Source organism: Azotobacter vinelandii CA, assembly GCF_000380335.1.
Taxonomy (GTDB): Bacteria; Pseudomonadota; Gammaproteobacteria; order Pseudomonadales; family Pseudomonadaceae; genus Azotobacter; species Azotobacter vinelandii.
On record NC_021149.1, the window covers coordinates 3,369,878 to 3,390,831 of the forward strand.

The 20,954-nt window shown below is 71.0% G+C and carries 22 protein-coding genes, 2 pseudogenes and 1 riboswitch; of the genes and pseudogenes, 5 read left to right on the forward strand and 19 right to left on the reverse strand.

The window, feature by feature from the left end:
• Positions 1-151 precede the first annotated feature (151 nt).
• The 3 genes from AVCA_RS14935 to AVCA_RS14945 all read right to left on the reverse strand — a co-directional run bounded on the left by AVCA_RS14935 (position 152) and on the right by AVCA_RS14945 (position 2,915).
• Complete coding sequence (locus AVCA_RS14935) at positions 152-997, reverse strand: YihY/virulence factor BrkB family protein (protein ID WP_373860953.1); 846 nt, start codon at positions 995-997, stop codon at positions 152-154.
• 126 nt (positions 998-1,123) lie between these two features.
• On the reverse strand, positions 1,124-2,365 hold the full coding sequence (locus AVCA_RS14940) for a M61 metallopeptidase family protein (RefSeq protein ID WP_012701833.1): 1,242 nt from the start codon (positions 2,363-2,365) through the stop codon (positions 1,124-1,126).
• Positions 2,366-2,465: 100 nt separating this feature from the next.
• Entirely contained in the window at positions 2,466-2,915 is a 450-nt protein-coding gene (locus tag AVCA_RS14945; protein ID WP_012701834.1) for a YcgN family cysteine cluster protein, read from the reverse strand.
• A 173-nt stretch (positions 2,916-3,088) separates the two neighbouring features.
• Between AVCA_RS14945 and AVCA_RS14950 the strand changes: the two are divergent.
• Positions 3,089-3,541 (forward strand): annotated as a pseudogene (locus AVCA_RS14950) (FadR/GntR family transcriptional regulator); the annotation flags it as partial.
• 76 nt (positions 3,542-3,617) lie between these two features.
• Here AVCA_RS14950 and AVCA_RS14955 read toward each other — a convergent pair.
• Both AVCA_RS14955 and rnd read right to left on the reverse strand, forming a co-directional pair.
• A complete protein-coding gene (locus AVCA_RS14955; protein WP_012701836.1) occupies positions 3,618-3,911 on the reverse strand; it encodes a YcgL domain-containing protein in 294 nt (97 codons plus the stop codon).
• Positions 3,908-5,035: a ribonuclease D gene (rnd, locus tag AVCA_RS14960; protein ID WP_012701837.1), complete on the reverse strand. Its 1,128-nt coding sequence runs from the start codon at positions 5,033-5,035 to the stop codon at positions 3,908-3,910. Before rnd ends, AVCA_RS14955 begins: the two co-directional genes overlap by 4 nt.
• 220 nt (positions 5,036-5,255) lie before the next feature.
• Between rnd and AVCA_RS14965 the strand changes: the two genes are divergently transcribed.
• Together AVCA_RS14965 and AVCA_RS14970 are read left to right on the forward strand one after the other, a co-directional pair.
• Complete coding sequence (locus AVCA_RS14965; RefSeq protein ID WP_012701838.1) at positions 5,256-6,110, forward strand: sulfurtransferase; 855 nt, start codon at positions 5,256-5,258, stop codon at positions 6,108-6,110.
• Positions 6,111-6,336: 226 nt separating this feature from the next.
• A pseudogene (locus tag AVCA_RS14970) lies at positions 6,337-6,795 on the forward strand (hypothetical protein); the annotation flags it as partial.
• A 103-nt stretch (positions 6,796-6,898) separates the two neighbouring features.
• Here the strand turns inward: AVCA_RS14970 and AVCA_RS26105 are convergent.
• Entirely contained in the window at positions 6,899-7,231 is a 333-nt protein-coding gene (locus tag AVCA_RS26105; protein ID WP_139239932.1) for a hypothetical protein, read from the reverse strand.
• Between AVCA_RS26105 and AVCA_RS14975 the strand changes: the two genes are divergently transcribed.
• Complete coding sequence (locus tag AVCA_RS14975) at positions 7,230-7,709, forward strand: hypothetical protein (RefSeq protein WP_012701840.1); 480 nt, start codon at positions 7,230-7,232, stop codon at positions 7,707-7,709. The genes AVCA_RS26105 and AVCA_RS14975 overlap by 2 nt on opposite strands.
• 37 nt (positions 7,710-7,746) lie before the next feature.
• Positions 7,747-8,070 (forward strand): four-helix bundle copper-binding protein, encoded by a 324-nt coding sequence (locus AVCA_RS14980; RefSeq protein ID WP_012701841.1) that lies wholly within the window; start codon positions 7,747-7,749, stop codon positions 8,068-8,070.
• Positions 8,071-8,084: 14 nt separating this feature from the next.
• On the opposite strand, the gene AVCA_RS14985 is transcribed toward AVCA_RS14980, so the two are convergent.
• From AVCA_RS14985 to AVCA_RS15045, 13 genes are all read right to left on the reverse strand, one after another.
• Positions 8,085-8,840 (reverse strand): adenosylcobinamide-GDP ribazoletransferase, encoded by a 756-nt coding sequence (locus tag AVCA_RS14985; protein WP_012701842.1) that lies wholly within the window; start codon positions 8,838-8,840, stop codon positions 8,085-8,087.
• A 2-nt stretch (positions 8,841-8,842) separates the two neighbouring features.
• Positions 8,843-9,412 carry an alpha-ribazole phosphatase family protein gene (cobC, locus tag AVCA_RS14990; RefSeq protein WP_012701843.1) on the reverse strand — a complete coding sequence of 190 codons (570 nt, stop codon included), beginning with the start codon at positions 9,410-9,412 and terminating at the stop codon, positions 8,843-8,845.
• Positions 9,409-10,467 (reverse strand): nicotinate-nucleotide--dimethylbenzimidazole phosphoribosyltransferase, encoded by a 1,059-nt coding sequence (cobT, locus tag AVCA_RS14995; protein ID WP_012701844.1) that lies wholly within the window; start codon positions 10,465-10,467, stop codon positions 9,409-9,411. Before cobT ends, cobC begins: the two co-directional genes overlap by 4 nt.
• On the reverse strand, positions 10,464-10,985 hold the full coding sequence (gene cobU, locus AVCA_RS15000) for a bifunctional adenosylcobinamide kinase/adenosylcobinamide-phosphate guanylyltransferase (RefSeq protein ID WP_012701845.1): 522 nt from the start codon (positions 10,983-10,985) through the stop codon (positions 10,464-10,466). Before cobU ends, cobT begins: the two co-directional genes overlap by 4 nt.
• Before the next feature lie 231 nt (positions 10,986-11,216).
• Positions 11,217-12,674, reverse strand: coding sequence for a cobyric acid synthase (locus tag AVCA_RS15005; protein WP_012701847.1), 1,458 nt, complete (start codon positions 12,672-12,674; stop codon positions 11,217-11,219).
• Complete coding sequence (gene cobD, locus AVCA_RS15010; RefSeq protein WP_012701848.1) at positions 12,671-13,732, reverse strand: threonine-phosphate decarboxylase CobD; 1,062 nt, start codon at positions 13,730-13,732, stop codon at positions 12,671-12,673. The genes AVCA_RS15005 and cobD overlap by 4 nt, the downstream gene beginning before the upstream one ends.
• The gene (gene cbiB / locus AVCA_RS15015; RefSeq protein ID WP_012701849.1) at positions 13,725-14,633 is read right to left on the reverse strand and encodes an adenosylcobinamide-phosphate synthase CbiB; all 909 of its coding nucleotides are present in this window, start codon (positions 14,631-14,633) and stop codon (positions 13,725-13,727) included. The genes cobD and cbiB overlap by 8 nt, the downstream gene beginning before the upstream one ends.
• Entirely contained in the window at positions 14,630-15,280 is a 651-nt protein-coding gene (bluB, locus tag AVCA_RS15020) for a 5,6-dimethylbenzimidazole synthase (RefSeq protein WP_012701850.1), read from the reverse strand. Before bluB ends, cbiB begins: the two co-directional genes overlap by 4 nt.
• A gap of 25 nt (positions 15,281-15,305) precedes the next feature.
• Entirely contained in the window at positions 15,306-16,598 is a 1,293-nt protein-coding gene (locus AVCA_RS15025; protein WP_012701851.1) for a cobyrinate a,c-diamide synthase, read from the reverse strand.
• Between the two features lie 160 nt (positions 16,599-16,758).
• Positions 16,759-17,370, reverse strand: coding sequence for a cob(I)yrinic acid a,c-diamide adenosyltransferase (gene cobO / locus AVCA_RS15030; protein WP_041807290.1), 612 nt, complete (start codon positions 17,368-17,370; stop codon positions 16,759-16,761).
• The gene (locus AVCA_RS15035) at positions 17,367-17,933 is read right to left on the reverse strand and encodes a hypothetical protein (protein WP_041807292.1); all 567 of its coding nucleotides are present in this window, start codon (positions 17,931-17,933) and stop codon (positions 17,367-17,369) included. The genes cobO and AVCA_RS15035 overlap by 4 nt, the downstream gene beginning before the upstream one ends.
• Before the next feature lie 44 nt (positions 17,934-17,977).
• A complete protein-coding gene (gene btuB, locus AVCA_RS15040; protein WP_015589518.1) occupies positions 17,978-19,831 on the reverse strand; it encodes a TonB-dependent vitamin B12 receptor in 1,854 nt (617 codons plus the stop codon).
• A gap of 88 nt (positions 19,832-19,919) precedes the next feature.
• Positions 19,920-20,140: riboswitch (cobalamin riboswitch) on the reverse strand.
• Between the two features lie 80 nt (positions 20,141-20,220).
• A complete protein-coding gene (locus AVCA_RS15045; protein WP_012701853.1) occupies positions 20,221-20,952 on the reverse strand; it encodes an SIR2 family NAD-dependent protein deacylase in 732 nt (243 codons plus the stop codon).
• Between the last annotated feature and the right edge of the window lie 2 nt (positions 20,953-20,954).

Sequence of the window (20,954 nt, forward strand, 5' to 3'; positions counted from 1 at the left end):
GCTCCGGCGGCTTGCCGGCGAGGAGCGGACTCATCTGCGATTGGGGTTGCGCCAGGCAAAAACATCCGCACGAATTCGCTCCCATCGCAGAGCCATCGGCCTCGTTCCTCCGGGCAAGACCTTGAAAGATTGTCCCCGAAAAGGCCGAGGTTCAGAGCTTCTTCTCTCCGGGGTCCTTGCCCTCGGGGTGGCGATGCTCGATCACCGCGTTCAGCTCCGCGCCGAACAGCAGTACCGCCGCGGAGATGAAGAAATACAGCAGCATGACGATGATCGCGCCGACGCTACCGTAGGTGGCGTCGTAGTTGCCGAAGTTGCCCACGTAGAAACCGAAGCCGAGCGAGGTCGCGATCCAGACCAGCACCGCCAGCACCGAGCCCGGGGTGATGAAACGGAAGCGCTGCTCCACATCCGGCGCCACGTAGTAGATCACGGCCACCACCAGGATCAGCAGCAGTATCGCCACCGGCCAGCGCAGCCAGGTCCAGAGGGTGACGATCAGTTGCTCCAGCCCCACCCAGCCGGCCAGCCAGGTCATCACCTCGGGTCCGATGAGCATCAGGCCGGCGGCGCTCAGCAGCATCAGGGCGATGCCGACGGTATAGAGCACCGAGAGGGGAATGCGCTTCCAGGCCGGACGGCTCTCCGCGACGTCGTAGGCCTTGTTCATCGCCTGCATGGTCGAGCGCACGCCGGCCGAGGCGGTCCACAGGGCGGCCACTATGCCCAGCGAGAACAGCCCGGCGCGCTCCTGCTGGAACTGGGCGATGACCGAGTTGACCGTATCCATCGCCTGCGCCGGCAGCAACAGGGCCGCCTGCTGCTGCAGCCAGTCGAAGAACTTCTGCAGGTCGAGAAAACCGATCAGGGCGATCAGGAACAGCAGGAAGGGAAACAGGGAAAAGAGCATCTGGAAGGCCAGCGCCGAGGCATAGGTCGGCATTTCGTCATCCATGAAGTCCTTCACCGCGCACTTGAGGACCTCGACCGGCCCCATACCCCGCAAATCCAGCAGATGCATGTCGTCGCCTCCCGCCGAGCCCTCTGGAGATAGACGAATCGCTCCCCCATCAGTGCCCACGGCCCGACCGGCGGCGGGCCGGGAGACGCATGGCCCCGCGCTTCACCGCCCGGCCCCGGGCGCCAGCAGAGGCGTATCCAGCACCCGCGACTCGCCGCCCATGAGGTTCTCGCTGAGCGCGACGAAGTCGTCGGTATTGACCCGCTCCATGCGAATCAGCCCGTGCACCACATCGTCCAGCGAATGGCGGTTCTCACTGCGCGCGCGGATCTCCGCGTCGAGCGCCCGCAGCAGGAGCACGGCGCGGGCGGTGACCGGACCGCTGATCCGTTCGCCGCGCAGGCTGCCGACCTCGCGGCTCCAGTGCTCCAGTTGCCGATAGATCCGCTCGTAGCGATCCTCGGCGAGACCGCCGGCGCGGCGCAGCAGTTCGATGGCGTAGTACTCGGCCAGCCCCTCGCTGATCCAGTCGCTCGCATCGGTGTCGCGAATCCGGGCGAACACGTGCACCAGTTCGTGCAGCAAGGGACTGGTACCGTTCTCGCTGACCAGCGGACGATCGGCGTGCAGGTACAGGGAGTTGGGGGCCGACAGGCCGCCACGCCACATCGGGTTGCCGGCGCCGACCACCAGCAGCTTGCCGGGCGCGCGCAGGAACACCGTCCGGTATTCGTCCCAGACGAAGGTCAGCAGGGTCAGGATGTCCATCCGCCGCACGCCCTCGCCGAGCGGCGCCGCCACACTGACCTCGCTGCCGCCCAGGATCGCCCGCCGGGTGCCGAGCTGGCCGGCGAGCAGCCAGCCGGTCGGCCGGTCGAAGCGGCGCGCCGGGTTGTCGATGCGGAAACGGTTCCTGCCGATGCGCGGCCAGCCGGTCTCGACGCCCGTCCAGCCCTCGGGCAGCTCGAACTCCAGGCGCGCCACCAGTTCCACGCCGTCCTGCTGGTCCAGATGGGCGCTGGGCACCAGATCGTCGCCGCGCAGCAGCGCCCAGTTCCCGGTCATCCGCGCATCGAAACGCCCGGAGGAGGCGCGCGCATGGTTGACCCGTACCCGGTAGCTCAGGCTGCTCTTGCCCTCCGCCGGCCGCCAGACGCCGCTGCCGGGCTCCTCCTGCTGCCACTGCCCGTCGGCCTGGAAATCGCTGTAGCGGCCTTGGTCGCCCAGATCGAAGCGCAGGCTGCGGACCGCGCTGCCCTGCTCCAGGGTCAGGCGCACCTCGGCCTGGTCGCGCTCCGGCAGGAAACGCACGTGGTAGTCCAGATCGACCTTGTTCGCCGCCCAGGACGGAACGGACGCGATCAGCAGGACGGCGCAGAGCGGCAGACGCGGACAGGCGGACATGGGCAAGACTCCTCGGCGGGACGGACGGGGCAAGTGTGCCGGCTGGCCGGGCGCCAGGGGAAGTATACGAACGAAACCCGCGTGCCCGCCCGTACGAGGCTCAGCCGGCGCGGAAGATCAGATGCTCTTCCCAGTCGTCCTCGGCCACCGCGCTCTCGCTGAGCATGCGTCCGGCCCGGGAGATCCGCTCGCGGTGTACCGCCTGGGGATCGCCGCAGACCAGCGGGTGCCAGAGCGGCAGGTCCTCGCCCTCGGCGAGCAGGCGGTAGGCGCAGGTCGGCGGCAGCCACTGGAATTCGCCGGCCTGGGCCGGGGTGAGCTGGATGCAGTCCGGAACCGAGCGGCGACGGTTGGCGTAGTCGCGGCAGCGGCAGGTCTCCAGGTCGAGCAGGCGACAGGCGATGCGCGTGTAGTAGACGCTGCCGTCCTCTTCGTCCTCGAGCTTCTGCAGGCAGCACAGGCCGCAGCCGTCGCACAGCGACTCCCACTCTTCGGCATCGAGCCGGTCGAGGGTCTTGCGCTTCCAGAAGGGTTCGACTTTCGCCGCCATGGGAACCACCGCCACCTGTGCCGAAAAAGGGCTGGAAGTCTAGCCAGTGCCGGATCTGCGGCCAAGAGCGGCGCGGCAGGCGGTCGTGATCCGGAGAAGGCCGCCGCGCCCGTGGCAGCCTTCTCCATGGCGATGGAGCGGCCGATCAGCGCACCAGACAGGGCTTCGCGTCCCTGCGCCCGAACCTCGAAACGATGTCGAGCATGCGCGAAATCCTGGAGCTGCGCCTGGGCCTGGAGAGCCAGGCGGTCGCCCTGGCCGCCCGGCGCCGCACGGAAGAGCAACTGGCGGCGATGCGCCAGGCGCTGGACGACTATCAGGACGCGCTGGCCGGCGCACGGAGCTGCGTGGAGGCGGACCGGCGCTTCCACCTGCTGATCGCCGAAGCCACCGGCAATCCCTATTTCGGCGAGATCATGCGCCATCCGGGCGACGCCCCGATCCCCCGCAACCGGATCGACTCCGGCGAGCGGAACGGCAAGGAACTGGCCCGCCACGGCTATCTGGCCAACCTGGAGCACGAGGCCATCCTGAAGGCCATCCGCCACCAGGACCCGGACGCGGCGCGAGCCGCCATGTGGAGCCACCTGAGCAACAGCCGCGAGCGCTTCGCGCCGGACGAGTGAATGCCGCGCCGACGGCCGCCCGGCGCGGAAGAGGAAGAAGTCGGAAGCGGTCGGCCGCCTGGAAGGGCCGCCCGGCTCAGACCGGGTCGTTCATCCGCAGCAGTTCGTCCGGCAGGTGCTCGACGTACTCCTCCTCCGGCGGCGGCATCTGCAGGTGATAACCCTGCTTCTCGAGGTTCTCCAGCACCTTGTGGATATCCTCGCGGGCCAGCCTGCGCTCGGGCATGAGCACCAGGTCGAAGGCGTGCTGCGGCGTACCGAAGGCCGCCAGCAGACCCTCGGGCACCCGCGACAGGGCGTCTTTCTTCGCCACGTAGAGATACATCTCCCGGCGCCGCGGACTCTTGTAGATGGAACAGATGCATTTCATGGTCGTTCTCCGCCGAGGCAATCGAGCAGGGTCTGGCCCATCCGCTCGCGACGCCAGCCGCGCAGCGTGTCGGGCAACCGGTAGGGGCCGTTGGGAAAGCCGCTTTTCAGCAGGGCTTCGAGGGTCTTCTTGCGCAGCGCCAGTTCCGGGGCGATCTGCAGGTGCGCGGCCTCGGCCTGGCCGACCGCGCGCAGCCTCTTGAGCAGCCCCGAGGCCTCCATCGGCAGCGGCTCGGGCAAGGGCTCGGGCCAGCACTCCGGCGGCGTCGCACCGCTTTCCCGGATCAAGCGGAGCAGGGTCTCGCCGTCCTGGCGCACGGTGCGCGGGTGCATGTCTTCGATGCGGCCGAGGCCGACCAGGTCGGTCGGCTGGTAGCGCGCCAGCGGCCACAGGCTGTTCTCGCGCAGGATGCGGTTGCGCGGCTGGTCGCGCCGGCGCGCCTCGCGCTCGCGCCAGGCGTACAGCTCGCGCAGTACGGCCAGTTGCTGGCGGCTCAGCTTCCAGGCCAGGCGGCCCTCGCGGTAGAGCTCCTCAGGCAGCACCTCGCGGCGCAGGTTGGCGACCAGTTCGGCGCCGTCCTCCAGGGTCCAGGCGCGCTTGTCCTCCGCCAGTCGCGCGCCGAGCGCGACGTAGAGTTCCGCCAGGTGCACGGCATCCTCGGCGGCATAGCGTATCTGCAGCTCGCTCAGCGGACGCTGCAGCCAGTCGGAGCGGGTCTCGCCCTTGGGCAGCTCGATGCCCAGCACCGCCTGCACCAACCGGGAATAGCCCATGGAAAAGCCGAGGTTCAGGTAGGCGGCGGCCAACTGGGTATCGAACAGCGGCAACGGCAGGCTGCCGGTCAGGCGCAGCAGCACCTCCAGGTCCTCGCTGCAGGCGTGCAGCACCTTGACCACCGCCGGGTCTTCCAGCAAAGCGGCCAGCGGCCGCCAGTCGCCGATGTCCAGCGGATCGATCAGATAGGCGCTGCGGCCGTCGCCGACCTGCACCAGGCCGGTCTGCGGATAGAAGGTGTCGACCCGCACGAATTCGGTATCGAGGGCGACGAAAGGCAACTGCCGCCAGCGCGCGCAATGGCTGGCGAGGCTGGCATCGTCGCGGATCCAGTGAATGTCGATGGCCACGAAGGCTCCTTGTTGACTGGCCGCGGCAGTAGCGTCGCGCCGGGGCGGCGCTGGCGCGGCAGCATCCGTACTGCGAAATGCGGCACAGGGCCGCCGGAGGGCATGCAGTATATCCAGCACCCCGCCCCCCGGCCAAACGGCATGGCGCACCGGACTTGGCGTTTGTCGCGGCGCACCGCAGACTCGCAGCCAGTCCCCACCGAACGACAAGGAGTTCCCGATGTCCCACGCGCAATTGCTCGACCCCGCCCGACTGGCGGAGCGCCTCGACCAGCCGGACCTGCGCATCCTCGACTGCCGCTTCGCCCTCGAAGACCCGGCCTACGGCGCGCGCAGCTACGCCGAAGCGCACATCCCCGGCGCCCGTTTCGCCGACCTCGAGCGCGATCTCTCCGGCCCGGTGCACAAGGGCGTGACCGGCCGCCACCCGCTGCCCGATCCGGTCCTGCTGACCGAGCGCCTGCGTGCCTGGGGCATCGACAACGACAGCCAGGTGGTGCTCTACGACGACGGCCCCGGCGCCTTCGCCGCCCGCGCCTGGTGGCTGCTCGCCTGGCTCGGCAAGCGCGACGGCGTGTTCCTCCTCGACGGCGGCCTGAACGCCTGGCGCGCCGCCGGCCTGCCGTTGAGCGGCGAACCGCCCGCGCCGGCGGCCGGCACCTTCCGGGGCCAGCCCGATGCCAGCCTGCTGGTGGATGCGCAGGACCTGCTGGCGCGTCTCGGCGATGCGCGCCTGACCCTGCTCGATGCCCGCGCCCTGCCCCGCTTCCGCGGCGAGGTGGAGCCCCTCGACCCGGTCGCCGGGCACATCCCCGGCGCCCGCTGCGCGCCCTTCACCGACAACCTCGGTGCCGATGGCCGCTTCCTGCCGGCCGACGAGTTGCGCGCGCGTTTCGCCGGCCTGCTCGGCGAGCGCCCGGTCGAGCGACTGGTGGCCTATTGCGGCTCGGGCGTCACCGCCTGCCACAACCTGTTCGCCCTGAGCCTCGCCGGCTACCCGCTGGCGCCGCTCTATGCCGGTTCCTGGAGCGAGTGGCTGACCGACCGCTCCAGACCGGTCGCCACGGGGGATTGAAGCCACCCCGCGGGGCCTGTCGGCGGCCGGCCTAAGCATCGGCCGCTATATGGCTGCGAGCGACCAAACGAAAATAATTTCAAAACAGGGGTTTACAAGCCAAAGATCGCACTACACTTCAACTCGAGCGGACAGCGGAGCGCCACAGACTCCGTCCCCCGCTCCCGGCGAGGCGCACACCCGGGCCGAACATCCCGCCGGACACCTTATCCTTGCGAGGCGCACCATGGGCATTGCAGCCAGCGAACTGAGCAAGCATGTGATCCGCCCGACCCTGCTCTACCTGGGTCGCTCCTCCTCCGTCGCCGAAGCCCTGCTGCTGGGCATCGCGGCGGCCCAGTCGGCCCTGGGCGAGGCCCTGCACCAGCGCCAGGGGCACGGCCTCTACGGCATCCGCGAGGCCAGCCACCTGCAGCTCTGGGACCGTTACCTGGCCCGCAACCCCGACCTCGCCAGCCATGTCCGCGGCCTGGCCAGCCAGCACGCCTTCCTGATCGCGCCGCACCTGGAACTGACCGTCAACCTGCGCTACGCCACCGCCATCGCCTGGCTGCTGGTGGAGTCGCAGCCCCTGCCGCTGCCCGCTGCCGACGACCTGCCGGGCCTGGCGCGGATCTGGTGCCGCGTGTTCCATCCCGAAGGGCGGCCGGAGGAATTCCTGGACGCCTGGCGGCGCTGCGTCGCAGCGCGATCCGGGCCGGCTGGAGCGGGCCAGGGCAGCAGTCCCGAGCAGAAACGCCCACCCATCCGTCAGCCGTCGGTGAACCTCGTGTCCCGCTCCGGGTCGATCATGAGGTAGTCGATGAATCCAACAATAAGGCCATGAGCGTCATGGCTTGTGCGACCGGTATTCGGGCCGTCGCGCCCGGGCTGGCGCTTTCGACGAACATACCTTGTCGCGCGCGTGGCGAAAGGCCGCGATGCCCCCTCAAGGCCGGTTCGCCCGGGCAGCCGAGTCCGGCGTCCTGAATGGTCGATACGCGCTCGATGTCGCTGCGGCGCGGTGGGACAACCCGCGGAACGGAGCGACAACGCAGCATCGAGCGAAAGCGGCCGACCACCTCGATCCAGCAGGCCAGTGAAGGCTCGCCGTTCGCCTCTTTTCGTGCGAGGTCCACCATGGGCATTGCAGCCAGCGAACTGAGCAAATACGTGATCCGCCCGACCCTGCTCTATCTCGGCCGTCCCTCCGCGGCGGCCGAAGCCCTGCTGCTGGGCACGGCGGCAACCCAGTCGGCCCTGGGCGAGGCCCTGCACCAGCGACAGGGATACGGCCTCTACGGCATCGGCGCCGCCAGCCACCTGCAGCTCTGGGACCGCTACCTGGCCCGCAACCCCGACCTGGCCAGCCATGTCCGCGGCCTGGCCAGCCAGCAGGCCTTCCTGATCGCGCCGCACCTGGAACTGACCGTCAACCTGCGCTACGCCACCGCCATCGCCTGGCTGCTGGTGGAGTCGCAGCCCCTGCCGCTGCCCGGTGCCGACGACCTGCCGGGCCTGGCGCGGATCTGGTGCCGCGTGTTCCGGCCGGAAGGCAAGCCGCAGGAGTTCGTCAACGCCTGGCATTGCTGCATCGACGACTTCAGCCAGGCGGCCTGAGGAGGCCATGGCGTTCGCGTGCGCCAGGAGGAACATCATGACCATCGTCGATCAGGTGACCGCCATCCAGGCCTGCAACGCCTGTGCGGTGGCCTGCGACAGCTGCGCCGAAGCCTGCCGGCGGGCCAGCGACCCGCAGGCCCTGCGCCGCTGCATCGAACTCAACCGCGACTGCGCCGACCTCTGCCGCCTGACCGCCCTGCTGCTGGCGCGGGAGAGCGAATGGGCGGCAATCCTGTGCCATCTGTGCGCCCGCCTCTGCAGCGACTGCGCCGAGGAATGCGCGATCCACCGCCTGCCCCAGTGCCAGGAATGCGCCCAGACTTGCCAGCACTGCGCCGACGCGTGCGAGGCGGCGTAGAGCATGCGGCCGGCCTATAGCGCCAAGCCGACCAGCACCGCGCACTCCACCAGTTCGAGCAGCGCCCCGGCGGTGTCGCCGGTGGTGCCGCCGAGACGCGCCAGCAGGCATCGGCGCAGGTAGAGGAACAGCGCTGCCGCCAGCAGCAGCGCGAGCAGCCCGACCCCGCCGAACAGCAGCGGGCAGGCAGCCATCGTGCCCAGCAACACCCATCGGGCCGCGTGCCGCGGCAGGTGCTCGGCCAGCGCCTGGCCCAGACCGCCGGGACGCACGTAGGGGGTGGAGAGAAACAGCGCCAGCAGCGCGCCGCGCCCGAGCAGCGGCGCCAGCAGCAGCGCCGCCGCCGAGTCCGGCAGCGCCAGCAGCGCGGCGAACTTCAGCAGCAGCACGAGGACCAGCACCACCACGGCGATCGGGCCGCTGCGCGGGTCCTTCATGATCGCCAGACTGCGTTCGCGATCGCCCAGGCCGCCGACCCAGGCGTCGGCGCTGTCGGCCAGGCCATCCAGGTGCAGCGCTCCGCTCAGGCCGACCCAGACGGCCAGCAGCAGTGCCGCGCGCAGCGCTCCCGGCGCATCGCCGAGCAGCGCGGAGAGGATCAGCAGCAACGCGCCGAACAACAATCCGACCGGCGGATACCAGAGCAGCGAACGTCCCACTTGCTGCGGCGTCGGCATGCCGGGCAGACGGACCGGCAGGCGGCTGAGGAACTGCAGGGCAATCAGCAGCGGCAGTGGCAGTGGCAGTGGCAGTGGCAGTGGCAGCGGCATCTTCACAGCTCCCGCCAGTCCGGCCCGTCCAGGCGCAGGCGATGCAGCGCGCCGTGGGCCACCGTCACCTGCGGCAGCGCACGGCGCGGCAGACCTCGGGCGCGGGCCAGCAGCAGGCGCATCACCCCGCCATGGGTGACCAGCAGCAGGCGGCGACCGGCGCAGTCGCGGCGCAGCCGTTCGACGGCGCGCAGCACCCGTGCCTCGAAGTCCGCCAGCGGCTCGCCGTCCGGCGGGGTGAAGGCATAGGGATCGTCCCAGAAACGCCCCAACCCCTCGGCGTCGCTGCGCATCAGCTCGCTGGCGTTGCGGCCCTCCCAGGCGCCGAAGTGCAGTTCGCGCAGGTCCGCTTCGCGATACAGCGGCAGGCCCTGTGCAGCGGCCAGTTCGGCGGCGAAGTCGGCGCAGCGGCGCAAGGGCGAGCTGACCAGCAGATCCCAGGGCCCGGCCTCGGCGGTCGCCGCCCGCATCTGCGCCCAGCCGGAGGCGGTCAGCGCGTCGTCCAGGCTGCCGCGGAAGCCGCCGCCGCATTCGGTTTCGCCATGGCGCAGCAGATCGAGATGCAGCGTCATCGGCCGGCATCCGCCACGGCCGCCTCGGCGAAGGTGGCCATCTCGCCGTGCAGCCGGCAAGCCGACTGCAACAAGGGCACCGCCAGCGCCGCGCCGCTGCCCTCGCCCAGGCGCAGGCCCAGATCCAGCAACGGCTCGGCGGCCAGGGCTTCGAGCACCCGCCGGTGGCCCGGCTCGGCGCCGCGGTGGGCGAACAGCAGCCAGTCGCGGCAGGCGGGATTCAGGCGCACCGCGAGCAGCGCCGCCACGCTGCAGATGAAGCCGTCCACCAGCGCCGGCAGCCCTTCCTGGGCGCAGGCCAGGTAGGCGCCGGCCAGCGCGGCGATCTCGAAGCCGCCCAGGCGCCGGAGTATCTCCAGCGGCTCGCCGGCATGCGCGCCGTGCAGCGCCAGGGCACGCTCGACGACCGCGACCTTGCGCGCCAGCCCGGCGGCGTCCAGCCCGGTGCCCGGCCCGACCAGCGCCGCCGCCGGCTGCTCCAGCAAGGCGCTGGCCAGGGCGCTGGCCGAACTGGTGTTGGCGATGCCCATCTCGCCGCCGATGTACAAGTGCGCGCCGGCCGCCTGCGCGCGCCGCACGCTGTCGCGCCCGGCGGCGAGGGCGTCGAGTCCCTGGCGGACGCTCATCGCCGGCCCGCGCAGGAAATTCGCCGTGCCGGGTCCCAGGTGCCGGCGGCGCACGCCGGCCGGCGGCGGCTCCAGGGGCTCGGCGGTGCCGAGGTCGATCAGTTCCAGCTCGGCGCCCAGTTGGCGGGCCAGCACGCTGATCGCCGCGCCGCCGGTGGCGAAATTGCGCAGCATCTGTCCGGTCACCGCCTGCGGATAGGGCGATACGCCCTCCTCCGCCACGCCGTGGTCGCCGGCGAAGATGGCGATCCACGGGCGCTCGACGACCGGGCGCTCGCGGCCTTGCAGGGCGGCCAGGTGGATCGCCAGCCGTTCCAGGCGGCCCAGCGAGCCGCGCGGCTTGGTCAATCGCCGCTGGCGCTCGGCGGCCAGGGCGCAGGCGGTCTGGTCCAGCGGGCGGGCGGCGCTCAGCCACCAGTCATGCTTCATGGGGGATCTCCCTTGAGGGTCATGGGCAGGCCGGCGACGCAGAACAGCACCCGATCGCAACGTTCGGCCAGGGCCTGGTGCAGCCAGCCGGCCTCGTCCACGTAGCGCCGGCTCAGTTCGCCCAGCGGCACCACGCCGAGGCCGGTTTCGTTGCCGACCAGAATGATCCGTCCGGGCAGTCGCGGCAGGCACTCGAGCAGCGCGTCGCGCTCGCGCGCCAGAACCGCCGGATCGTCGGCCAGCAGCAGGTTGGTCAGCCACAGGGTCAGGCAGTCGACCAGCAGGCAGCGATCTGGCCTGGCCTGCTCGCGCAGCACCCGGGCCAGCGCCAGCGGCTCTTCGATCAGCGCCCAGCCGGCCGGACGCCGCTGGCGGTGATGGGCGATGCGCGCGGCCATCTCGCCGTCCAGCGCCCGCGCGGTGGCGACATAGGTCACCGCCAGGCCGGACTCCGTGGCCAGGCGCTCGGCCAGGCGGCTCTTGCCGGAGCGGGCGCCGCCGAGGATGAGTTCATGCATCGTGATGTCTCTCGATTCGATGAGTCTTGCGTAGGGTGGAAAATGGCCGCAGGTCTTTTCCATCGAATGGCAGCCGGTGCCGGCGGCGGAAAACCGCTTCGCGGGTTTTCCACCCTACGGAGGCAGCCCGCACAGGGCCGTAGGGTGGGAAACTGCCGCAGGCATTTCCCACCATTGGGCGCGACGCGGTGGAAAATGCGGCGCGGCTTTCCACCCTACGCAGCACCGGGTTCATCCGGACAACCCGCACAGCGCGCGCAACCGCGCCCCGTCCAGGTGCGCCTCGACCAGATCGGCCAGGCGCTCGATGTCGCGCTCGCGCAGGGCGTGGTAGTCGGGACTGGCCACCTCGCGCAGGCCGGCCCAGCGCAGCAGCGCGTCGCAGGCGGCGGGCGACTCGAACAAACCGTGCAGATAGGTGCCGAGCACCTGGCCGTCCTCGCTCAACGCGCCGTCGCAGCGCCCGTCGTCGAGCCCGAGCGCCGGCCGATCGAGACCGGCGCCGCGGCTGACGCCGGCGTGGATCTCGTAGCCCGAGACCGGCGCGCCCTCCAGCGCCAGCCGTCCGCGCACATTGCGCAGTTGCTTCTCGGCTTCCAGCACGGTGTCGATATCCAGCAGGCCGAGCCCCCGGCTCTCGCCGGGAGCACCCTCCAAGCCGAGGGGATCGGCGATCCGCCCGCCCAGCATCTGCAGCCCGCCGCAGATGCCGAGCAGCTTGCCGCCGTAGCGCAGGTGGCGGCGGATCGCCGCTTCCCAGCCCTGCTCGCGCAGGAAGGCCAGGTCGCTGCGCACGCTCTTCGAGCCGGGCAGCACGATCAGGTCGGCCGGCGGAATGCGCTGGCCGGGGCCGACGAAGACCAGATCCACCTGCGGGTGCAGGCGCAGCGGGTCGAAGTCGGTGTGGTTGCTGATCCGCGGCGGCACCGCCACCGCCACCTTCAAGCGCTCGCCGGTCTTGGCCGGCTGGCGATCGTCGATGGCATCCTCGGCCTCCAGGTGCAGATCGTGCAGATAGGGCAATACACCCAGCACCGGTTTGCCGGTATGCGTCTCCAGCCAGTCGAGGCCGGGCTCGAGCAACGCGATATCGCCACGAAAACGGTTGATCACGAACCCCTCGACCCGCGCCTGTTCGCTTGCCGAGAGCAGCGCCAGGGTGCCGACCAGATGGGCGAACACCCCGCCCTTGTCGATGTCGGCGACGAGGATCACCGGGCAGTCGACCGCCTCGGCGAAGCCCATGTTGGCGATGTCGTTGGCGCGCAGGTTGATCTCCGCCGGCGAACCGGCGCCCTCGACCATCACCACCCGGTAACGCTCGGCGAGGCGCCGGTGCGAGGCGAGCACCGCCTCGCGGGCCACGCGCTTGTAGTCGTGGTAGGCGGCGGCGTCCATGCAGGCGACGGCGCGGCCGTGGACGATCACCTGGGCGCCGGTGTCGCTGTCGGGCTTGAGCAGCACCGGGTTCATGTCGGTGTGCGGGGCGAGGCCGCAAGCCTGGGCCTGCACCGCCTGGGCGCGGCCGATCTCGCCGCCGTCGGCGGTGACCGCGCTGTTCAGCGCCATGTTCTGCGGCTTGAACGGCGCCACCGCCACGCCCTGGCGCGCCAGCCAGCGGCACAGCGCGGTCACCAGGGTGCTCTTGCCGGCATCGGAGGTGGTGCCCTGCACCATCAGAGTGGTCATGGAAACTCCCTGCTTGCGGATTCGTCGGCGATCGTCCCCGCCCGCTCGCGAACGAGTCCGCGCCCACGGGGTCGTGCCGGGTCGGCCAGCGCCTGCGCCAGCCGTTGCCAGCCGCGCTCGTCCGCCGGCAGGCCGAAGCGCAGGCTGGCGGGCGTCTCAAACAGGCGCACCAGAATGCCCTGGCGGGCGAGAAAGTCGTGCAACCGCGCCGCATCGGGCATCCGCACCCACTGGAACAGCGCGGTGCTGCCGGCCGGCGCCAACCCGTGCGCGTCCAGCAAGGCCGCCAGCCGCTTTCCCGCCGCCCGCAATTGCCCGGCGCGTCGTTCGCGCGCCGCGCCGCCGGCCGGCCCCAGCGCCTGCAGGCCGAGCGCCCGCGCCGGCCCGCTGACCGTCCAGGGACCGAGGCGCTCGTGCAGCCGCGCCAGCAGTCCCGTCTCGGCCAGCACGAAGCCCAGGCGAACGCCGGCCAGGCCGAAGAACTTGCCGAACGAGCGCAGCACGACCAGCCCCGGCCGTTGGCTGTGGGCCGCCAGGCTGTATTCGGGCGTGCAGTCCATGAACGCCTCGTCGACCAGCAGGCAGCCGCCGTGCCGGGCCAGCCGCGCCTGCCAGTCGAGCAGCCGGGACGGCTCGAAGCGCTCGCCGGTGGGGTTGTTGGGGTTGGCCAGCACCAGCATGTCGAGCTCGTCGAGGCGCGCCTCGATGTCTCCGGCGGCCAGATGGAGCAGCCGGTGACCGGCGCGTCGCCAGGCCTGGGCGTGCTCGGCGTAGCTCGGCGCCAGCACGCCAACCCTTCCCGCCGCGAACAGCGCCGGCAGCGCCTGGATCGCCGCTTGGCTGCCAGCCACCGGCAAGGCCTGGGCGGCGCCGTAGCAGGCGCAGGCGGCCTCGGCCAGGCCGTCGTCCTCTTCCGGCAGGCGCGCCCAGGCATCGGACGACATGGACGGCACGGGCCAGGGCTCGGGGGCGATGCCGGTGGACAGGTCGAGCCAGTCGCCCTGGGGAATGCCGTAATACCGCGCCGCGACGCGCAGACGGCCGCCGTGCTCAAGCATGCAGCCAGTCCCCCAGCAGCACCAGCGCCAGCCAGAGCAGCACGCCGCGCTGCAGCAGGCTCCAGGCCGCGACTATGGTCCCGGCATCGGCCGGGCCGCCGGCGCCGAGGGTCGGGCGCTCGTGCCGCACGCCGTGGTAGACCGCCGCGCCGCCCAGCTCGACGCCCAGGGCGCCGGCGCCGGCGGCCATCACCGGACCGGCGTTGGGGCTGTCCCACAGCGGCGCCTGGCGGCGCCAGCAGGCCAGGGCGAGCCGGGTCTTGCCGAGCAGCGCGTAGGTCAGCGCGGCGAGGCGCGCCGGGACATAGTTGAGGATGTCGTCGATCCGCGCCGCGGCCCAGCCGAAGCGCTCGAAGCGCGGCGTGCGGTAGCCCCACATGGCATCCAGGGTATTGGCCAGCCGGTGCAGCACCACTCCCGGCGCGCCGGCCACGACGAACCAGAACAGCGAGGCGAACACCGCATCGCTGCCGTTCTCCAGCAGCGACTCGCTGGTGGCGCGGGCCACGCCGCCGGCGTCCAGCGCCGAGGTGTCGCGACTGACCAGCCGACCCACGCCACGGCGCGCCGCCTGCAGATCGCCGCGCTGCAGCGCCTCCAGCACCGGCCGGGCGTGTTCGCCCAGGCTGCGCAGGCCGAGCGCGGCATAGAGGACGAGGATCGCCAGCAGTTCGCCGAGCAGCGGCAAGCGCGCCAGCAGGCCGGCGAGCAGGGTCGGCGGCAGCACCGCCAGGCTCCAGGCGAGCAGGCCGTCGAGGCGGCGGCCGCGTCCCGCCGCGTTGAAGCGGCTCTCCAGCCAGTCGGCCAGCCGGCCGAAGCCGACCAGCGGATGGAAACGTTTCGACTCGCCGAGGGCCGCATCCAGCGCCACGCCGGCGAGCAGGCTCAGTCCCGGACTCACGGACGCACGCCCCAGCGGTTCTCGAAGAGCATCTCGGCCAGCGGCCTCTCCTCGGCCCAGCCCTGCTCCACCAGCATCGGCCGCGGGTAGAAGCCCTCCACCGGACCGAGGCAGAGCAGCGCCACCGGCTCGGCGCCTTCCGGCAGGCCGAGCAGTTCGCCGAGCGCCCGCGGCTCGAACAGCGACACCCAGCCCATGCCCAGGCCCTCGGCGCGGGCGGCCAGCCAGAGGTTCTGGATGGCGCAGGACAGCGAGGCCAGGTCCATCTGCGGCAGGGTGCGGCGGCCGAAGACGTGCGCTTCGCGACCATCCGCCAGCGCGGCGACCAAAAGCTCGGCACAGTCGCCGATGCCCTCGACCTTCAGGCGCATGAACTCGTCGGAACGCTCGCCGAGGGCCTCGGCGGTACGCACCCGCTCGGCCTCCACCAGCGCCTGGATCTGCCGGCGCAGTTGCGGATCGGCGATGCGGATGAAGCGCCAGGGCTGCATCAGGCCGACGCTGGGTGCCCGGTGTGCGGCGCCCAGCAGGCGCGCCAGAAGCTCCGGCGCCACGCTGCCGCCGTTGAAGTGGCGCATATCGCGGCGTTCGGCGATGGCGCGGTAGACCGCGGCGCGCTCGGCGTCGCTGAAGGCGTGTGGATTCATCGCGATTCCCATGGGTTCGCCCGCCTCAGGGGCGCAGCAGCGCGGCGGCCGCTCGCGGCGCCGAAGGCAGGTAGAAATGGATGTAGCTGGCGGTCAGCCGGCCGCGACGGTAGACCGCCTCGGCGGTGCGCCGGTAGTTGGGGCATTCGCCGTGGGCGATGGGCGTCAGCGCGCAGGCCAGCGTGGAATGGTGATAGCTGTGCCCGCGCAGGCGTTCGCCATCCAGCTCGACTTCCTGCAGTGCCAGGGCGGCCAGTTTCGGCTGCATCCAGGCCTCGCCGGGCAGCAGGCCGAGCATGGCCGCGCGCCGGCCGTCCAGATCGGTCAGGGCGTCGAGCAGGTAGAGCATGCCGCCGCATTCGGCGAGGATCGGCTTGCCGGCCTCATGATGGGCGCGGATCGCCTCGCGCAGCGGCGCGTTGCCGGACAGCCGCTGCAGATGCAGTTCGGGATAGCCGCCCGGCAGGTAGAGGCTGTCGACCACCGGCAGCACGCTGTCGGCCAGGGGCGAGAAGAACGCCAGCTCGGCGCCGAATCGTTCGAGCAGATCCAGGTTGGCCTGGTAGAGGAAGGCGAAGGCGGCGTCCCGCGCCACGCCGATGCGTACCCCGGCGAGCAGCGGCTCCGGCTCCGCCGGTGCGGGCGCGGCGAAGGCCAGCGGCGCCGGCAAGTCGCCGCCGGCGCTGGCGGCCAGGGCTTCGGCGGCGGCGTCCAGGCGGGCGTCGAGATCGGCCAGCTCGCCGGCCTGGACCAGTCCCAGGTGGCGGCTCGGCAGCTCGATGTCGGCGCCGCGCGGCAGCGCGCCGTACCAGGGCAGGTGCGCCGGCAGGCTGTCGCGCAGGATTTCGGCGTGGCGGGCGCTGCCGACCCGGTTGGCCAGCACCCCGGCGAACGGCAAGTCGGGCTGGAAACTGGCGAGGCCATGGGCGACGGCGGCGAAGGTCCGGGCCATGGCCGCGGCGTCGATCACCGCCAGCACCGGCACGCCGAAGCGCCGCGCCAGGTCGGCGGCGGACGGCACACCGTCGAACAGACCCATCACCCCTTCGATCAGGATCAGTTCGGCCTGCCCCGCCGCCTCCCACAGCAGGCGCCGCGCCTCGACCTCGCCGACCATCCACAGGTCGAGCTGATGGACCGGCGCGCCGCAGGCGCGGGCGAGAATCATCGGATCGAGAAAATCCGGGCCGCACTTGAACACCCGCACGCGCCTTCCCCGGCGGACATGCTGACGGGCCAGGGCGGCGGTGACCGTGGTCTTGCCCTGGCCGGAGGCCGGCGCGGCGATCAGCAGGGCCGGACAGCAGCGTTCGCTCATCGGCGTCTCCCGGGGAGCGGGACCGCGAATGGAGGCGACGGCCGCAGGCTGGACGGCCGGCCCGTGGAAAACCGCGCAGCGTTTTCCAGCCCGGGTCCCAGGCTGGGCAAGGCCGCGCCGTTACCCGGCCTACGCGAGCCACGCGCTTCTGCCCGCCGCATCAGAACTCGATCCCCTTCTGCGCTTTCACCCCGGCCTGGAAGGCGTGCTTGACCGGGCTCATCTCGGTCACGGTGTCGGCCGCCTCGATCAGTCCGGGCGGCGCGCCACGGCCGGTCGCCACCACGTGCTGGTGCCACGGCCGGGCGCGGATGTCGGCGAGCACCGGCTCCAGCTCCAGATAGCCGTATTTCAGCGCGATGTTCAGTTCATCGAGCAGCACCAGGCCGATCGACGGATCGCCGAGCAGTTCGCGGGCCACCTTCCAGGCCTCGCGGGCCCTGTCGATGTCGCGCTGGCGGTCCTGGATTTCCCAGGTGAAGCCCTCGCCCATCACGTGGTAGCACACCTGCTCGGGAAAACGCCGGAAGAAGGCTTCCTCGCCAGTGCTGGCGGCGCCCTTGACGAACTGCACCACGCCGACCCGCATGCCGTGCCCCAGAGCGCGGGCGGCCATGCCGAAGGCGGCGCTGCTCTTGCCCTTGCCGTTGCCGGTGTGCACCAGCAAGAGGCCGTGCTCGTCGCCGGCGCGGGCGATCCTTGCGTCGACCACCGCTTTCTTGCGCTGCATGCGTGCCTTGTGGCGGGCGTCCCGCTCCGGCGACTCGCTCATCCGCGCGCGTCCTGCACCCGCAGCGTCTTCAGGCGGGTGGCGAAGCCCGCGTAGAGCAGCGCGGCGAGGCCCACGTAGAGGGCCAGGCCGGCCAGGTTGCGCGGGTAGTAGGCGATCAGGCGCTGCACGAAGCCGGCGAAGGTCGGCTCCGCGTAGCGGCCGGAGAAGAAGTAGAAACCGCCGCCGGAGAACAGGTAGCAGACGAAAGCGCCGAAGACCACCGCCAGGCCGAGCGCGACCAGGCTGTCGCGTTGCAGGCGGGCATAGAGGCGTCCGCCCAGCCACAGCGAGCCGTAGGCCGGCACCAGCAGCCAGTAGGCCGGCGACAGGCACCAGTCGCTCGCGCCCATCCAGCCGATGGCGACGAAGTCGAGCAGCGAGGCTTCCAGGAACAGCGCCGGGAACGCCCAGCGCGGGCGCAGCAGGACGCCGGCGAGGAAGAACACCGCCCAGGAGGCGCTCGGCAGATCGAGAGTGGCGAAGTGATGACCACGGGTCACGGCCATCAGCAGGGCCAGCAGCGCACCGACGATCAGTTGGCTGCGGGAGGACAGATTGAGCATGCGCTTTCTCCTTGTAGGGTTCCGGCCCGCCGGCCGGCGGCGCCTCACAGCGCCTGATAGCGGACGGTAAGGTACACCGCCTGCCCCGGCTGGTTGTAGTCCAGGGCGGTTTGGTAATCGGCGTCCAGCAGGTTGGCGACACGCGCCTGCAGGCGCCACTCCGGGCTGATGCGGTATTCGCCGCGCAGATCCACGGTGGCATAGCCGGACAGTTCGTCGTCGTTGGCCACGTCGTCGTAGCGCCGGCCCTCGGCGTGCAACGTGGCGCCGACGGCGAAATCGCCGAAGCGCCTGTCCAGCTCCAGGTTGAACATCTGCGCGGCGCGGCGCGGCAGCTCGTTGCCGTCGTTGGTGCCCGAGCCGCTGTTTTCCGGCTCCAGCAGGCTGTAGTTGGCGCTCCAGTCCCAGCCGAAGGTACGGCTGCCGACCTCCAGCTCGAGGCCGCGGATACGCGCCTCGTCGAGGTTCGCCGGCCCCTGGATGGAAGAATCGTAGACGATCAGGTCGTTCACCTTGGTGCGATAGGCGTTCAGCGACCAGTGTCCCCAGGCGTGCGAGCCGGACAGGCCGACCTCCAGGCTGTGCGAGGTCTCTTCTTCGAGGTCGGCGATGCCGTAGAAGGGATAGTACAGCTCGTTGAAGGTCGGTGCCTTGAAGGCGCTGCCGTAGCTGATGGTGGCGCGCAGGGCGTCGGTCAGGGCGTAGCCGTAGGCGATGTTGCCGGTCTCGTGCTGGCCGAACTGCTCGTTGTTGTCGCGGCGCAGGGACACCTGCCAGTCGTGGCGACCGTATTCGCCGAGATACTGGATGAAGGCGCCGTTGTTTTCCCGCGAATCCTCGTCGTAGTCGGTGCTGCCGTTGACTTCCTCGCGCTGGTAGTCGACGCCCAGGGTGAGGATGTGGCCTTCGGCCAGGGTCAGGTCGTTCTGCCAACTGGCGCTGTCGCGGCGGCTGTCGAAACGCGAATAGAAGTGGCCGTCCTGGTAGGTGTCGGACTTGTCCTCGTTGCGCCCCGCCTGCAGGGTGACCTGCCAGAACGCCAGCGGGCTGAAACGGGCGCGACCGCTGACCACGTTCTGCTCGCCGTCGGCATTGGCGGAGAAGCCGGACGTGCGCCGGCTGTTCACCTGATCGTAATCGTTGTGCGACTTGGCGCGCAGGAAGCTGCCCTCCAGCTCCAGACCGTTGTCGAAGCGCCAGCCGGCGCGCAGCGAGGCGGAGTGGTTGCGGTAGCCGTCGGCGTCGCTCTCGTAGCCGCTGGCGCCGGGACGCTTGACGTTGATGCCGTCGCTGTCCGCGCTGCTCAGCGCCAGGCTGTACCAGCCGTGGGCGTTGCCGCCGGAGACGCCGAGGCTGCCGGTGTAGCTGTCGTGGGTGCCGTAGCCGGCGGAGAAGAACGGCCTGGGCGCGCCGTCGCCACCCTTGCGGGTAAAGATCTGGATCACCCCGCCGATGGCCTCCGAGCCGTACAGGCTGGAGCGCGGCCCGCGGACCACCTCGATGCGCTCGATCATCTCCACCGGCAGGTCCTGCCAGGCGGCGGTGCCGCTGGTCACCGAACCGACCCGTACGCCATCGATCAGCACCAGCACGTGGTCGGATTCGGTGCCGCGCAGGTAGACGGAAGTGGACTTGCCCGGCCCGCCATTGTTGGCGATGGACACCCCCGGCACCTTCTTGAGCAGCTCCGGCACCGACTGCGCCTGGCTGCGCTCGATGTCGTCGCGCTCGATCAGGCTCACTGCGGCGAGACTGTCGCGCAGGCTCTGGGCACTGCGTGCGGCGGTCACCACCAGATCGTCGAGGGCGAGGGGTTCGTCGGCCGCCAGGAGCGGGGAAAAAGGAAAAAGGCCCAGCAGCGCGGACGCCGCCGGCCCGAAACAGGGCTTGCGAATCAAGGTCGTTCTCCGCCGCGCCACCCGCACGGCCTGAAGGCTGCGAAAGCGGACGGAAAAACGGACGGGCAACCCGCGCCGCCCTCCGCACCGCCATGGATCGCCACAGGCCGGTCTCCGGGCTCACGAGCGAAGCGCCATGCGGCGGCTTCCGAAACCGCGCCTTCCCGTGTCCGAGCAACACAGTGGCTATTGCGGTTTCGCGACTCGTCTACCGTTGCGGGGGCAGCGCCGGCCTTGCGCCGCGAATGGTCGCGGCACGCACCGGCTTCCCTGTTTCACCCTTGGGGCACCTGAAGCGAGGCGCGCAGGGTAGTGGAAACGCCCTCCGGGCACAATGCGACGGATCATCCATCCTGAGCGTCGCTCATGCGCTCGATGCAGGGCATTCATCATTCCAGCGCGGCTAGCAGGCGCGGCAGGACACCGCCGGCCGCACCGTGCAGGCAGAGGTCGGCGTGCCGGCTGAGCGGGGTCGGCTGCGGGTTGATCTCGACCACGAAGGCGCCGCGGCGCTTGGCCTGGAACGGCAGATCGGCGGCCGGATAGACCAGGCTGGAAGTACCGATGCTGAAGAACAGCCCGGCCTGCAGGCCGGCCTCGCTCGCCCGGGCCAGCACCTCGCCGGGCAGGCTCTCGCCGAACCAGACCACCGCCGGGCGCAGCAGGCCGCCGCAGACGCAGCGCGGCAGGGGATCGAGCGTTTCCGGCCAGTCGCCGCCGTCGGCCCCGCAGCGAAAGCACTTCAACCGGTGGAGGTTGCCGTGCAGTTCCAGCGGCGCTTCGCTGCCGGCGCGCTGATGCAGGCCGTCGACGTTCTGGGTGATCAGCGTGACCCCGGGCAACCGCCGCTGCAATTCGGCGATGGCCAGGTGCGCCGGGTTCGGCGCGGCGGCCAAGCATTTTTCGCGGCGCCAGGCGTACCACGCCCAGACGGTGCGCGGATCGGCGCGAAATCCCTCGGGGCTGGCCAGTTGCTCCGGGCTGTAGCGCGCCCAGAGCCCGGTCTGGGCGTCGCGGAAGGTCGGGATGCCGCTTTCGGCGGACACCCCGGCGCCGGTGAAAAGCACCAGCCGGTCACAGTCGCGCAGGCGGCGGGCGAGATCGGAAATGGCGGCGTGCATGC

What these genes read in the sequence shown, in the direction of transcription:
- AVCA_RS14975 (WP_012701840.1), top strand. Translation starts at nt 7,230, where the DNA reads ATGGGCATTGCAGCCAGCGAACTGAGCAAATACGTGATCCGCCCGACC.
- cobC (WP_012701843.1), bottom strand. Translation starts at nt 9,412, where the DNA reads ATGACGCTGCATCTCGATCTGCTGCGCCATGGCGAAACCGAATGCGGC.
- bluB (WP_012701850.1), bottom strand. Translation starts at nt 15,280, where the DNA reads ATGAATCCACACGCCTTCAGCGACGCCGAGCGCGCCGCGGTCTACCGC.
- AVCA_RS14945 (WP_012701834.1), bottom strand. Translation starts at nt 2,915, where the DNA reads ATGGCGGCGAAAGTCGAACCCTTCTGGAAGCGCAAGACCCTCGACCGG.
- AVCA_RS14965 (WP_012701838.1), top strand. Translation starts at nt 5,256, where the DNA reads ATGTCCCACGCGCAATTGCTCGACCCCGCCCGACTGGCGGAGCGCCTC.
- AVCA_RS15025 (WP_012701851.1), bottom strand. Translation starts at nt 16,598, where the DNA reads ATGAGCGAACGCTGCTGTCCGGCCCTGCTGATCGCCGCGCCGGCCTCC.
- AVCA_RS14940 (WP_012701833.1), bottom strand. Translation starts at nt 2,365, where the DNA reads ATGTCCGCCTGTCCGCGTCTGCCGCTCTGCGCCGTCCTGCTGATCGCG.
- AVCA_RS14985 (WP_012701842.1), bottom strand. Translation starts at nt 8,840, where the DNA reads ATGCCGCTGCCACTGCCACTGCCACTGCCACTGCCACTGCCGCTGCTG.
- cobO (WP_041807290.1), bottom strand. Translation starts at nt 17,370, where the DNA reads ATGAGCGAGTCGCCGGAGCGGGACGCCCGCCACAAGGCACGCATGCAG.
- AVCA_RS14980 (WP_012701841.1), top strand. Translation starts at nt 7,747, where the DNA reads ATGACCATCGTCGATCAGGTGACCGCCATCCAGGCCTGCAACGCCTGT.
- AVCA_RS14955 (WP_012701836.1), bottom strand. Translation starts at nt 3,911, where the DNA reads ATGAAATGCATCTGTTCCATCTACAAGAGTCCGCGGCGCCGGGAGATG.
- AVCA_RS15045 (WP_012701853.1), bottom strand. Translation starts at nt 20,952, where the DNA reads ATGCACGCCGCCATTTCCGATCTCGCCCGCCGCCTGCGCGACTGTGAC.
- AVCA_RS15035 (WP_041807292.1), bottom strand. Translation starts at nt 17,933, where the DNA reads ATGCTCAATCTGTCCTCCCGCAGCCAACTGATCGTCGGTGCGCTGCTG.
- AVCA_RS15005 (WP_012701847.1), bottom strand. Translation starts at nt 12,674, where the DNA reads ATGACCACTCTGATGGTGCAGGGCACCACCTCCGATGCCGGCAAGAGC.
- cobD (WP_012701848.1), bottom strand. Translation starts at nt 13,732, where the DNA reads ATGCTTGAGCACGGCGGCCGTCTGCGCGTCGCGGCGCGGTATTACGGC.
- AVCA_RS14935 (WP_373860953.1), bottom strand. Translation starts at nt 997, where the DNA reads ATGGGGCCGGTCGAGGTCCTCAAGTGCGCGGTGAAGGACTTCATGGAT.
- cobT (WP_012701844.1), bottom strand. Translation starts at nt 10,467, where the DNA reads ATGAAGCATGACTGGTGGCTGAGCGCCGCCCGCCCGCTGGACCAGACC.
- cobU (WP_012701845.1), bottom strand. Translation starts at nt 10,985, where the DNA reads ATGCATGAACTCATCCTCGGCGGCGCCCGCTCCGGCAAGAGCCGCCTG.
- AVCA_RS26105 (WP_139239932.1), bottom strand. Translation starts at nt 7,231, where the DNA reads ATGGTGGACCTCGCACGAAAAGAGGCGAACGGCGAGCCTTCACTGGCC.